We start from the raw sequence: 12,039 nt of genomic DNA on the forward strand, positions 1-12,039 counted from the left end.
CCGCCCTTTAACAGTATACGCTCGGGGGTTCAGGCCTCGTTAAAACGCAAAATACTTGCAAAACCGTTTTGCTCTGTGTGGGCTTTTGGGGTTAACTTCGTTTTCACCCCCTTCGGATACCTCGGGCTCCGCCCTTTAACAGTATACGCTCGGGGGTTCAGGCCTCGTTAAAACGCAAAATACCATATAAACTAACAAATAAAAAGCCCCGGTTAAGGGGCTTTGAAATTATTTCTTCTTCGGCTTCTTTTCCAGGGCTTTAGGAGTGAATGGATAAGGGTAAAAATCTTTCAGTTTTTTACGGACCATCCTGGCCGGTTTGCCGGTTGATAAATCGGCCGTATAAATAGGCATATCCGGCGCGGAAAATTCCGCCATAACCTGCCTGCACGCGCCGCACGGCGTGCTTAAAGGGCCCAAATCTTTTTGGCTGAAAACTATCGCCAGGGCTTCAAATTCCCTCTCGCCTGCGGTTACTGCCGAGAAAATCGCGCTTCTTTCCGCGCAGATAGTGAGGCCGTAAGAAGCGTTTTCAATATTGGTGCCTTTATATATTTTTCCGCTTTTGGTAAGCAGAGCCGCGCCCACTTTAAATTTGGAATAAGGAGAATAGGAATTGCGCATCGCTTCCGCCGCGTTTGCGAGCAATTCGTCTAAGAGCTTTTTGGAAAGTTTCATATTTTGCCTCCCTTCAGTGTCTTAAGATTATAGCATAAGAAAGTTCAAATTTTAAGGGGTGCTTTAAGATAAAGCTTTAAGCGCGGCTTTGATTATCTCTTCGGCAGGCAGGGCGGAAAATTCATCCGGGGCTTGTATAACCTCCGTATGAGAAGATATCGGGGCCCATATTTTTTGATTGGGTTTATCGCTTTCTTTATAGATGCAGATTTGCTTCTTGCCCAAAGCCGCCGCGGCGTGTACAAAACAGGTATCGGGCGTTATAAGCAAATCGGTTACGGCTGTCACGGCAAAACTTATAAAAATATCTCCTTTCGGGGCCGTGAAAACATTTTTGCAGGCGGAAGCTTCCTTTAAACGCTCTGCTTGTTCGTTAGGGCCTATTAGAATAAAATTATACTGCGGCAGGCTTTGCGCCGTTTGCCTTATTTGTAAGGCGCTTAAACATCTGTGCTTGCTGGAAGCAAAAGCGTTAACGGCTATAAAGCCTTTTGCCGTGGGCAGCTTGGAAAGGAATTTTTGTATTTCCTTTTTTAGAGAATTCGGCACGAATAAATCGTATCGGGCTTCCGGCTTTTGCAGGCGCAGGGCCTTAAACGCCGCCGCGTGCCAAGCCGTTATGTGATTGGCGTCAAAATCCAACCCGCAAGTTATATTATAAGCCTTGAATTTATCTTTATTGAAGCCGAACGCAAAACGAGGCTTTATAAGAAACATCAGCAAATGGGTAAGGAAGGTGTTTCCCCTGTCCATGTCTATATAAAGATCGAAATGTTCTTTACGCAGTTTAAGGCCGGTTTTTAAAATATCTGAAAATTTGTTGCGGCAAATAAAAATGCGGCTGACGCTGCGGTTGTTTTCTATTACTTTCGCGCTTGCCGGGCCGGCTAAAACGCAAATTTCGGAGTTTGGAAGCTGTTTTTTAAGTTCCCTGAACGCCATTGTGCTTACTATCATATCGCCTATTTTATTATCGTTGCGAAGGAATAGAACCTTTTTAAAAGTCTTCAATTTTGAAGGCGTAAAACGGTTTTTGTTTTTAAAATCAAACAGGCATTTGCCGGCCTTTGCTTTAAGGCGGCGCAGATAAATATTTTTTTTGCGGTTTAATTCCCTGAAATTCATAAATAAATTATAGCATTGCTTTAATAAAGTATTCTGCGGCGGATACTGCGCGCATTACGTCAAAACCGTTAATTGCGGTATTTGATTCTTGTTCAGATTCGGTCATAATCACTAAACTTTTTGAGCCTTTCAGCGGGGCCCAGCGTTTAGCCGCGGGAGAATTGGCGTATACCGCCGCCACAGGCACATTAAATGCGTTTGCGATATGTACGCTTGCACTATCCACCGCTATTACGGCGTCGGCGGATTTAACAAGCATAAAATATTCCCTAAGATTTAAAGGCGGTGCGTTTTTTACCCCCTCTAAGCTGTAAGAATCTTTCGCGTTCAGCATAAGGAAAGAAAGATTTCCCCGATATTTATCTTTTAAAGCGGAAACTATAATCCCCAAATCTGTTTTGTTTATCTCTTTGTTTGAACCCCTGGGGGCAAGAAGTATTTTTATTTTGCCTTCGGGCCATAGGCTCCGCGCTTTTTTAAGCGCCGCCAGATTTTCCTTGATAAAATACCCTGGCTTTATATCTTTTACGTAAGGAGCAAAAGGCGTAAAGGAAAGCAGTTCCGTTATATGTGCGGTTTTGGGAGCGTCCGCGTAAAAATCATAATTTTTAACGGTGTTTTTGTTATAGATTTTCTTATCCTGTTTGGAAAAGCATATTGCGCAGCGCGGGGCCAAAAAATAATCCAGTATAATGTTTTTGGTCGTAAAAGTCGGGGTGAAATCTAAGAAAACGTCCCATTTTTTGCGGTTCTTTAAATAGGATATAGCTTTAAGCGGTATAAGCTTATCTGCGAAAGGGCAGCCTTCCAATGCCTGAATGTTTCTTTCCGTTACGAATACGCCTGTTTTTATGCTCGGGAAAGCCGTCTTAAGCTGTTTTAATATCGCGGTCATGGTTATGGCGTCGCCGATAGCGTTGCCTACCGGGCGTATCAATACGGATTTAAGGCCGTTCGGATTAAAAACGGCTTTTTTTTTATCGGCGAAAAGTTTTAACAGAAGTTTCTTCATATTTGTTTATATTTTTGTTTGTAAGAGTTGATTTTCTTTTTAAAACGGCGATATCTGATGATATAATCCGCGCAGAATACAAAATAAGCCAAACACCAACGCAGTTTTTGGCTGAAAGTAAAATAAGGCATAGGCGAAATTACGTTTCTTAAACAGTTTTCGTTTTCAACTGCGTTTTGCTTAAAATAGTAGAACGCTTGTTTAAAAAAACCGTATTTGCAGGCTTGGAAGTTTTCCGCTGCGTCTTTCCTCAAAGACGGTTTTAAAAGAGAAATAGTATTAAGATAAGCCGCGTGCGTAAACAGGTTTTTTGCCTCCGGAAATACGCCTCTTAGCTTTTTAAAAATATTGTAGCTGTCGCTTTTCGGGTTTATAAGTACAAAATCTTTCTTAAGAGTTATGATTTTCCCCTCTTCGTTAAAGGCTTTTATTATCGGCGGCAAATGAGGGTACCAGTTGGGAATATTGATGTGGATATTGAGCATGGTTTCTTCCGTTAAAAGCGCGGAAGAAAAAATTACCGACGGCAAAAAAGTTATATTCCTAAGGAGTTCTGGCAAGGTCAGATTCTGCCCGCGCGGGGCAACTATCAGCAATGCGGGGTTTTCGTTTAATAAAGCTTCTTGAACCTGATTAAAATCGGTAAAATCAAAGTCGTCATCGTCGGCCAAAATCCAAAGATACGGTTTTGTCGCGATTTCAAAAGCTCTGGCGATGTTGGCGTTCCCTCCAATATTTCTGTTGTGACGGATATGCTTTATATTTTTATATTTTTTGGATAAATCCGAAAGATATTTGCTTGTACCGTCTGAGGAACAGTTATCCAAGACCGTAATTTGCAGGTCCTTTACGGGAGAATCTTCCGCCAAAAGCCGTTTGAACGTTTTTTCGAGATTGGGCTTTCTGTTATAGGTAATCAGGATAATTTCCAATGTGTTTTTAAGCATCTTTCCCCTCGTTTGAAAGGAATTTATGCCTTAAACAGTCATATTCTTTTTGTTTCTTTTTTCTTCTTAAATAATACGAAATCCCGGAAAAATAAGAACGGAAATACATCAAGTTAAAAATAAACTTTTGTTTTCTGTTCAATACGGATTTAAGATCGGCGTAATTGTTTAGGTAATTATTGCAGCCGACGTTATTCCATGTGATAAAGCCGGCGATTTGCCTCCAAAATGGAACTCCGGGGCGGCAGGCTTCAACGGCTTGGGCTCTTTTGGAAGGGTTTTCTATAAGTTCGCATGATTTATAGTAGCCCGCCTCCAAAAATTTGTATTTTTGGCTTGGCGGCATCCCGGGCATAATCATATTGATAGAAGGCAATGTTATTGAGCCTAAATCTTGTTTTTTGTTTGACTCGGGTTTATCGTTTTCGCCTTTGCGTTTCACAATATCTGAAGAAACCGCACTTATTTTTCCCCCGTTGTTTATAACGTGTGCCACGGCCGCCAAATGCGGAAACCAATTGGGGATATTATTGTTTATGTTTATCAGAGTCGTTGGGGTTATATTGGCGGTTTTATATATAGCCGCGGGAAGAAACGTCAGCAGCCGGTACATATTGGGGAAAGAATAATCCCCTTTCGTAAGTTCTGTGTTTACTATTATCAAATCCGCCCCGTCTTTTATGGCTTGCTCCGCTTCCCCGAAAGAGGAAAAATCATAGGCGTCGTCATCGCAAAGCGGCCAAAAGTACGGCTTGGAGGCGATTTCAAAAATCTTTGCGATATTTGCGTTAGGCCCGATGTTTTTATTGTTGCGGATATGTTTTAAGTTCGGCTTTTGGGCGGAGAGATTTTGCAAATATTCGCTTGTTCCATCGGTGGAAGCATTGTCCAGCACGGTTATTTGCAAATCCTTCACGGGGGAACTTTCCGCAAGAACGGCGTTTAAAGTCTTTTCCAAACAGGCTTTGCGGTTATAGGTTATCAGGATAATTTCCAACTGTTCTTTAAGCATTTATTTCCCCCTTTAAATGCCGGCAGAGTTTTTCCAAACCGGTTTCATAAGACGTAAATTTAAAATCCGGCAAGATGTCGTTTAATAAAGACGTATCACAGGTGTATTCCTTATTAAAACCGGGAGTTTTAAAAAGTATTTTTAAATCTGATTTAAACAGTTTTTTAGCCGTTTCGGCCAAAGCGCCGGTTTCTTCCGGCCAAGGGCAGGCGACGTTTATAAACTTCGCTTTAGGCGGATTTTGCACAAAAGCCGCCGCTATTTTGCAGAAGTCTTCTATAAAAATAAAACTGAACAATACATTCTGATTTAGAATTATATCCCGGCGGTTTAAAACGGAATTTAGAATGTGAGTTGTTACCCTGCTGGGGTTTTCCCCCGGGCCGTAAATGCCGAATATCCTTAAATTTAAAGCATTGGGCAGCGTTTCAATCTTTTTTGAAATTTGATATTTTGAAAATCCGTAAGGATCTTCCGGCACGCTTTGGCCGAAGACGCTTTCTTTAACTTTTACCAAAGGCCGGCTTTTATCATATTCCGCTCCGCTGCCGAAAGTCATTATCGGCGTTCCGGAATGAACCAGGTTGTCAAACATCAGGATATTGGGGCGCGCGACGTCTTCCGCCGTCGCGTCAGGCGTTATTCTTACCCCCGCCGCCGCGGAATGGATTATAAAATCTATTTTGTTTGCAGATATATATTTTTGTACGGATTCAAAATCCAGCAAATTGAGTTCTTTGCTACGGGGCGCGAAAACCTGATAGCCTTGCAATAAGTAAGGTTTTAAGTTTGAACCTAAAAATCCGCCTGAGCCGGTAAGGAGTATCCTTTTCATAATTGTTTTAAGAATGTTTCAATCTTTTCTTTGAGATTACCAAGCCCCAAATGTTCTTTTATGTACTTTTGGCTTCCTATAACGTGCGAAAAGCGGTCGTTCACGGCTATGGGCAGAAATTTTGCGGCCATACCGCTGGGAGCGATAACCTCGCTTACGGCAGAAGCCAAACCGCCTATGATATTGTGCTCTTCCAAGGTAATTATCGGCATACTGGCGCGAAGCAGAGAGATAATTTTCTCCTTATCAAAGGGCTTAATGGTATGCGCGCTTAATAAAAGCGGACGTTTGCCCTCGTTTTGGAAAGATTTGGCTATGTTAACGGCGTCTTCAAGCATATTGCTTGTGGAAATCAAAGCGAAATCTTCCCCTTTTATTACCGTACTGAATTTGCCTGCTTCCGTCTTATAATCAAAACGCGGCTCCCCTTTTTTTGCAAGACGAATATAAACAGGGCCTTTATGCTTTACGCTGTATCTTACGATATCTTCCGCTTCGTTAAGTGAGCCCGGCGCAGTAACCATCATATTTGGTAAAGTTCGCATTATAGCCAAATCGTCCAAAGCGTGATGAGTGGCCCCCGCCGGACCGTAGCTGAAGCCGGCTCCAACGCCTATAAGGCGTACATTTGTGTTCATGTAGGCCAAATCCACTTTTACTTGCTCATACGGGCGGGATGTTACAAAGGGAATTATGCTGTAAACGTAAGGAATTTTCCCGTTTAAAGCAAGCCCCGCGGCCATGCTTACGGCGTTTTGTTCCGCTATGCCGGCATTTATAAATCTGTTAGGAAACTCCTGCGCGAAAGGTTCTAAAACAGCGTAGCCCAAATCGGGCGTTATTAAAAATATGTCCTCGTTTTTATGCGCTTCTTCAACGAGAGTTTTTAAGAAGGTCGTTCTCATTCTTTATTCCCCTTTTCGGCGGAGTCAAGCTCTAGGCAGCCTTGGGCCAGTTCTTCGGCGTTGGGCGATTTGTAATGCCATTTTAATTCGTCTTCCATATAGGAAACGCCGTGCCCTTTTACGGTTTTCGCTATTATCGCTTTTGGGGCGTTTTGCGGCTTTTTTAAAAGTTCTTCAAGCTGTTTTAAATCGTGCCCGTCTGCGGAGTAAGTTTCCCACCCGAAAGCCTTGAATTTGGCGGCAAAGCTGTCTACGGGGATAATATCGTTTGTGCGGCCAAAGCCCTGTAAATTGTTTACGTCCACTATCAAAGTAAGGTTCTTTGCTTTTAAAGCGGAAGCCAGAGCGGCGGCCTCCCAAACCGAACCTTCTTCCGATTCCCCGTCGCCTTGCACTACAAAAACTTTATACTGCGGTTTTGCCAAAGCCATTCCCAGCCCCAGGGAAAGCCCGTGGCCCAAAGAGCCTGCGGAAGCGTCTACGCCGGGTACGGAATCTTTATCCAAATGCCCGGGCAGTACGCCGCCGTCTATATAGTAGCGGTCAAGATATTCCTTCGGCAGAAGGTTAAACTCCGCCAAAGTAGCGTAAAGCGCCGTGCTGGCGTGCCCTTTTGAAAGTATAACTTTATCTCTGTCCGCGGAATTAATATTTTCCGGCGTTATGTCGGCCGCTTTGGCGTAAATCGTATATAAAATATCAGCCGCGGAAAGCGCGGAACCGACATGCGACGCATAAGAATAATGCGCCATACGCAAAATGTTTTTTTTAACTGTCGCCAAACTCATTTGCAGTTCCGCCTATTTGTTTTTTGAGGATAAAAAATCTTGGAAGGTTTTTATGGTTTTGCTTATGTCTTCTTCCGTAAGGCCGGGCCATACTCCTACCCAGAAACTGCCGTTCATAACTTTATCGGTGTTGGGGAGCATGGCGTAATGTTCTTCATTCAAATCGCGCGAGTTAAGCAATGACGAGTTTTTTATTCTTAAAGCGATGTCGTTTTCCGTAAAAGCCGGCTGCCTTAAAAGGTTCCCGGCAAAAAGCTGCCTTGTGCCTATGCCGTGTTCTTCCAAATATTTGCAAAGTTCTATTTTGTTAAAACCGGCGTCTTCCTTTACGGTAAGCAGCAGCCCAAACCAGCTGGGCTCGGCTTTAGGCTCGTGCTCGGGCAGGATAAAATACTTCTCAAAGGGTTTAAGCCCCTCTAAAAGAAGGGCGAAATTGGCTTTTCTTTTTGCGACGAAGCCTTCCAGCTTTTTAAGCTGAGAAAGCGCGCAGGCCGCCTGCCAATCGGTTATTTTAAGGTTATAGCCTATGTGGGAATAGGTGTATTTATGGTCATAGCCGAAAGGCAGTTTGCCAAGCTGCATATTAAAACGGTTCTTGCAGGTATTGTCCACGCCGGGTTTGCACCAGCAGTCGCGGCCCCAATCCCTGAAGGACATTATAATCCTGTAAAGCTGAGTGTCGTTTGTGCACAAAGCCCCGCCTTCCCCCATGGTTATGTGGTGCGCCGGATAAAAGCTGAAAGTGCCTATATGCCCGATAGTCCCGGTATATTTGCCGTCATATTTTGCGCCGAGGGCGTCGCAGGAATCTTCAATAAGCCAAAGATTGTGTTTTTGGCAAATGGGCAGAATTTCCCCCAAATTAAACGGATTGCCCAAAGTATGCGCCACGAAAACGGCTTTGGTTTTGGGCGTAATGGCCTCTTCTATTTGTTCGGCGGAAATATTGTGCGTTTTTAAATCCACGTCCGCGAAAACCGGCGTAAGGCCGTTTTGTATTATGGGGTTTACCGTCGTGGGAAAGCCCGCTGCAACCGTGATGACTTCATCGCCTTTTTTTAGCCTTCTTTCCCCCAGTTTGTGTGAGGTTAAAGCAGTAAGCGCAAGCAGGTTCGCGCTGGAGCCGGAATTTGTCGTCAAAGCGTGTTTGACGCCTAAAAAATCGGCGAAGCGTTTTTCAAATTCGTCATTAAAGCGGCCGGCGGTAAGCCACATATCAAGAGTGGCGTCAATCATGTTTGAAAGATCTTCTTCGTCCAAACATTTCCCGGATGCCGGGATATAAACTTTTTGTTTTTTTACGGCGTGCGTTTTTTGATAATATTCCAGTGCGGCTTTTTTAACCGCGTCCCTTAATTCTTTTTCCATGATAATAAATCCTTTTCGTAATCTTTAATTTGGCTTAAAGTAAAGGCGGACATGTCTTCCCGCCCGGAGTAAAACAGTTTATACCACTCTATTGTTTTTTCGACGGCTTGTTCCGCGGTGTAGACCGGCTTCCAGCCCAAAACGCGTTTTGCTTTGTTTATATCAAGCATAAGCAGGTTGGCTTCGTGGAGATTATCTTTTTTACGTATTTCCACTTTGCCTTTTCCGTAGAATTTTACCGCCATGGAAGCTATTTCCCCGACGGTAAGAACATGCCCCTCTTCCGGGCCGATGTTAAAGCCTTGGGCGTATTTCGCGCCTTGCGTAAAAAGAAGTTTCGCCAAAAGTATATAAGCCCCCAAAGGCTCCAAAACGTGCTGCCAGGGGCGCACGGCGGAAGGATTTCGTATCTCTATGGTTTTGCCCTCGTTGATTTGCCTGACGCAATCGGGAAGAAGCCTGTCTTGGGCCCAATCTCCGCCGCCTATTACGTTGCCCGCTCTTACCGTGGCCATTGCATAGGAGTCCTCCAAAAAGCAGCGGCGGTAGGAAGAGGACATTATCTCCACGCAGCCTTTTGAGGAAGAATACATATCATATCCGCCCATAGGCTCGTCTTCAGTATATCCTTTTGAAATTTCCCTGTTTTCGTAGCATTTATCGGTGGTAATGTTGACGAAAGCTTTTACGCTTCCCGCGGCGCGGGCTGCTTCCAATACGTTTAAAGTGCCTATTACGTTTGTTTTGTAAGTTAAAACCGGTTCCGCGTAAGATAGCCTTACAAGCGGCTGGGCCGCAAGATGAAAAACTATTTCCGGGCGGAAAGAATCAAAAATTTTTTTTAAGTGGTCTTCGTCGGTAATATCGCCGAAAACGCTTTGTATTTTATTTTCAAGGTTCAAGACTTTAAAAAGGGAAGGCTCGGTATTGGGCTCCAGAGCATATCCCAAAACGTCCGCCCCCAATGAATGGAGCCATAAGGCCAGCCAGGAACCTTTAAAGCCAGTATGGCCGGTTAACAAAACTTTTTTGCCTTTAAAAAAATCTTTCATTTTACCATACCTTCCACGGCGCTTTGCCCGAGGCCCAAAGCTCTTCCAGCTGGTTTTTATCGCGCAGGGCGTCCATTGGCTTCCAAAAGCCTTCGTGTTTAAAAGCTTGCAGCTGTCCGTCTTTTGCCAGCTTTTCAAGCGGTTCTCTTTCCCATACGCAGGAAAGGTCGCCCTCCGGCAGATATTTAAAGATTTCTGGCTCCAATACGAAAAAGCCCGCATTTATCCAGCCGCCGTCGCCTTTCGGTTTTTCTTTAAAAGATTTTATGCCGCCATCCGCGCCGATATCCATTGCGCCGAAGCGTCCTTCCGGCTGAACGGTGGTTACCGTTGCCAGTTTGCCGGATTTTTTATGGTAGGAAATAAGCTCTTTCATATTGACGTCGCTGACGCCGTCGCCGTAGGTTAAAAGGAAAGTTTCCCCGTTGATAAAATTTTCCGCCTGTTTTATGCGTCCGCCGGTCATAGTGTTTAAGCCGGTGTCAAGAATGGTTACTTTCCAAGGTTCGGCTTTATGGTTTAGGGTTTGTATCGTATTTGTGCGCAAGTCTATGCACAAATCTGAATTGTGAAGGAAATAATCCGCGAAATATTCCTTTATGACATAGCTTTTGTATCCGGCCAAAATAATAAATTCGTTTACTCCGGCGGCAGAGTACATCTTCATTATATGCCACAGTATCGGCTTGCCGCCGATTTCTATCATCGGTTTCGGCTTCAAATGGGATTCTTCCGATATTCTTGTGCCCAAACCGCCGGCTAAAATTACGGCTTTCATAAAAGAGGCCTCCATTGGTATTTATTACATTATATATAAATGGGAAGAGCAAGTATAATATAATAGCAATGTACTTAAAATATCCCCCCCCACTTGACAATAATCCGTTTTGGAGGAAACTATAAAAGGCGTTTGCAAAAAGCGGACGCCGAATGTGGAATAAGAAGTACAGGGGGTAACAATGGTAAAAAAATTAAGCGCGTCCGCGCTTGCGTGCGCTTTGGTTTTTTTCTGCGCGCCTTTTGCGCCGTCGCAGGAAAACAAAAGCGAAAATTCGGGTTTTTTGATAAATTACGAAGAGATTATGGAAGACGACATTTCCATGATAAATCTTCCCGCCAGGCACGAAAGAAGGCTTGCGCAGAACGAAACGATAAGAAATCATGACGGCTGCCTTGCTTTCTATTCCGATTTTAAGGATTTCGTCCAGGAAAAAACGGGCCTGCGCTACGGGGTTGATATTTCCTATACGGCCCAGCGCGCGGCGCCAGGCGGTAAAAACACCGCCGTGCAGGGCATTTACTATCCTTACGCCATCTGGAATATTTTTAACGATACAAAATTCGGCTCCGGCCAAATTGACTTTAACTATAATTTGGTGCGTTATTGGGGGCTTGAAGCCGGGGAGCTGGATTCAAGGGTTGGCGTTGCTTCCGCGATAAACGATTATCCGGATAGGCAGGACGTATTTTCCCAATTAAGCTACACACATACTATGCCGGGTTCTTTAGCTTGGTTCAGCTTAACCGTAGGGCAATTTCCGCTTTATAATTTTGACGGCACCTCTTACGATTCCAATCAGCAGACGGGGCTTATCAATTACGCGCTTTCCCAAAACGCCAGCGCAAGTTATCCCTCGGCCGGTTTGGGCGCATATCTTTCCGCCGCGCTGAGTAAGGAAATCACCCTTTCCGGCGGGTATCAGTCGGCTTCTAACATAAGCGCCAGCCGCATAAAGTTTAAAGAAGCTTTCGACGGTGATTATACGGGGTTCGCTTCTTTAAATTATTCCGACGAAAGCGGACAATACGGGCTTATGGGTTATTATCAGCCTTCCACGGAAGAGCAGAAAGGCTACAGCTGGGGATGGTCCTTTAACGCGGAGGAGAACCTGGGCGGGAAATGGAGCGCATTCGGGCGGGCCAACGGCTCGGTAAACAATATTACGCCGGTTAAACAATCTTATGTTTTGGGCCTTTCTTACCGAAATCCTTTGGACAGGAATCCTCTTGACGCAATAACCGTCGCGGCGGCCTATAACCGCTTAAGCGCGAAAGCCGCGGACGCCCCTTATGTCCGCACCGGCGAAACCGTATTTGAAGCCCAATGGGTATGGGGGCTCGGCAAGTGCCTTACAATAACGCCGGACGTACAGTTTTATCCGGAGGCTGGGCTTAACGCCGAAAGGGAATGGATTACGGTTGCCGGGCTTAGAACGACTTTTATGTTTTAAAGGACGCAAAATAAAAAATCAGGGGGAAAAGGAGATATATTATGGAAAATCAGGAATATGGAACAAGATATCCTACTTTGGCTTTT

General features: G+C 44.5%; 12 protein-coding genes. 1 reads left to right on the forward strand and 11 read right to left on the reverse strand.

The features are described from left to right. Positions 1-228: 228 nt before the first annotated feature. From cdd to rfbF, 11 genes are all read right to left on the reverse strand, one after another. The gene (gene cdd / locus ACQY26_RS02835; protein WP_428047574.1) at positions 229-678 is read right to left on the reverse strand and encodes a cytidine deaminase; all 450 of its coding nucleotides are present in this window, start codon (positions 676-678) and stop codon (positions 229-231) included. Between the two features lie 63 nt (positions 679-741). Continuing rightward, positions 742-1,803, reverse strand: coding sequence for a glycosyltransferase family 9 protein (locus tag ACQY26_RS02840; protein WP_428047575.1), 1,062 nt, complete (start codon positions 1,801-1,803; stop codon positions 742-744). 7 nt (positions 1,804-1,810) lie between these two features. Then, positions 1,811-2,815: a glycosyltransferase family 9 protein gene (locus ACQY26_RS02845; RefSeq protein ID WP_428047576.1), complete on the reverse strand. Its 1,005-nt coding sequence runs from the start codon at positions 2,813-2,815 to the stop codon at positions 1,811-1,813. Beyond that, entirely contained in the window at positions 2,812-3,762 is a 951-nt protein-coding gene (locus ACQY26_RS02850; protein WP_428047577.1) for a glycosyltransferase family 2 protein, read from the reverse strand. Before ACQY26_RS02850 ends, ACQY26_RS02845 begins: the two co-directional genes overlap by 4 nt. After that, positions 3,755-4,774 (reverse strand): glycosyltransferase family 2 protein, encoded by a 1,020-nt coding sequence (locus tag ACQY26_RS02855; RefSeq protein WP_428047578.1) that lies wholly within the window; start codon positions 4,772-4,774, stop codon positions 3,755-3,757. The genes ACQY26_RS02850 and ACQY26_RS02855 overlap by 8 nt, the downstream gene beginning before the upstream one ends. Further along, positions 4,767-5,609, reverse strand: a complete 843-nt coding sequence (locus ACQY26_RS02860) for an NAD-dependent epimerase/dehydratase family protein (RefSeq protein ID WP_428047579.1) — start codon at positions 5,607-5,609, stop codon at positions 4,767-4,769. Before ACQY26_RS02860 ends, ACQY26_RS02855 begins: the two co-directional genes overlap by 8 nt. Further along, a complete protein-coding gene (locus ACQY26_RS02865) occupies positions 5,606-6,514 on the reverse strand; it encodes a transketolase family protein (protein ID WP_428047580.1) in 909 nt (302 codons plus the stop codon). Before ACQY26_RS02865 ends, ACQY26_RS02860 begins: the two co-directional genes overlap by 4 nt. Next, on the reverse strand, positions 6,511-7,302 hold the full coding sequence (locus ACQY26_RS02870) for a transketolase (protein WP_428047581.1): 792 nt from the start codon (positions 7,300-7,302) through the stop codon (positions 6,511-6,513). Before ACQY26_RS02870 ends, ACQY26_RS02865 begins: the two co-directional genes overlap by 4 nt. A gap of 12 nt (positions 7,303-7,314) precedes the next feature. Further along, positions 7,315-8,670: a lipopolysaccharide biosynthesis protein RfbH gene (rfbH, locus tag ACQY26_RS02875; RefSeq protein WP_428047582.1), complete on the reverse strand. Its 1,356-nt coding sequence runs from the start codon at positions 8,668-8,670 to the stop codon at positions 7,315-7,317. Then, on the reverse strand, positions 8,655-9,722 hold the full coding sequence (gene rfbG / locus ACQY26_RS02880) for a CDP-glucose 4,6-dehydratase (protein ID WP_428047583.1): 1,068 nt from the start codon (positions 9,720-9,722) through the stop codon (positions 8,655-8,657). Before rfbG ends, rfbH begins: the two co-directional genes overlap by 16 nt. A gap of 1 nt (position 9,723) precedes the next feature. Continuing rightward, entirely contained in the window at positions 9,724-10,500 is a 777-nt protein-coding gene (rfbF, locus tag ACQY26_RS02885; protein ID WP_428047585.1) for a glucose-1-phosphate cytidylyltransferase, read from the reverse strand. 181 nt (positions 10,501-10,681) lie between these two features. Between rfbF and ACQY26_RS02890 the strand changes: the two genes are divergently transcribed. Then, the gene (locus ACQY26_RS02890; RefSeq protein ID WP_428047586.1) at positions 10,682-11,953 is read left to right on the forward strand and encodes a carbohydrate porin; all 1,272 of its coding nucleotides are present in this window, start codon (positions 10,682-10,684) and stop codon (positions 11,951-11,953) included. Positions 11,954-12,039 lie beyond the last annotated feature (86 nt).

Origin of the sequence: Candidatus Proelusimicrobium excrementi (assembly GCF_937881865.1) — a bacterium.
In the GTDB taxonomy this organism is placed as follows: Bacteria; Elusimicrobiota; Elusimicrobia; order Elusimicrobiales; family Elusimicrobiaceae; genus Proelusimicrobium; species Proelusimicrobium excrementi.

Bases quoted from the DNA above. Each gene is read 5' to 3' on its own strand.
- cdd (WP_428047574.1), bottom strand. From the start codon at position 678: ATGAAACTTTCCAAAAAGCTCTTAGACGAATTGCTCGCAAACGCGGCG.
- ACQY26_RS02840 (WP_428047575.1), bottom strand. From the start codon at position 1,803: ATGAATTTCAGGGAATTAAACCGCAAAAAAAATATTTATCTGCGCCGC.
- ACQY26_RS02845 (WP_428047576.1), bottom strand. From the start codon at position 2,815: ATGAAGAAACTTCTGTTAAAACTTTTCGCCGATAAAAAAAAAGCCGTT.
- ACQY26_RS02850 (WP_428047577.1), bottom strand. From the start codon at position 3,762: ATGCTTAAAAACACATTGGAAATTATCCTGATTACCTATAACAGAAAG.
- ACQY26_RS02855 (WP_428047578.1), bottom strand. From the start codon at position 4,774: ATGCTTAAAGAACAGTTGGAAATTATCCTGATAACCTATAACCGCAAA.
- ACQY26_RS02860 (WP_428047579.1), bottom strand. From the start codon at position 5,609: ATGAAAAGGATACTCCTTACCGGCTCAGGCGGATTTTTAGGTTCAAAC.
- ACQY26_RS02865 (WP_428047580.1), bottom strand. From the start codon at position 6,514: ATGAGAACGACCTTCTTAAAAACTCTCGTTGAAGAAGCGCATAAAAAC.
- ACQY26_RS02870 (WP_428047581.1), bottom strand. From the start codon at position 7,302: ATGAGTTTGGCGACAGTTAAAAAAAACATTTTGCGTATGGCGCATTAT.
- rfbH (WP_428047582.1), bottom strand. From the start codon at position 8,670: ATGGAAAAAGAATTAAGGGACGCGGTTAAAAAAGCCGCACTGGAATAT.
- rfbG (WP_428047583.1), bottom strand. From the start codon at position 9,722: ATGAAAGATTTTTTTAAAGGCAAAAAAGTTTTGTTAACCGGCCATACT.
- rfbF (WP_428047585.1), bottom strand. From the start codon at position 10,500: ATGAAAGCCGTAATTTTAGCCGGCGGTTTGGGCACAAGAATATCGGAA.
- ACQY26_RS02890 (WP_428047586.1), top strand. From the start codon at position 10,682: ATGGTAAAAAAATTAAGCGCGTCCGCGCTTGCGTGCGCTTTGGTTTTT.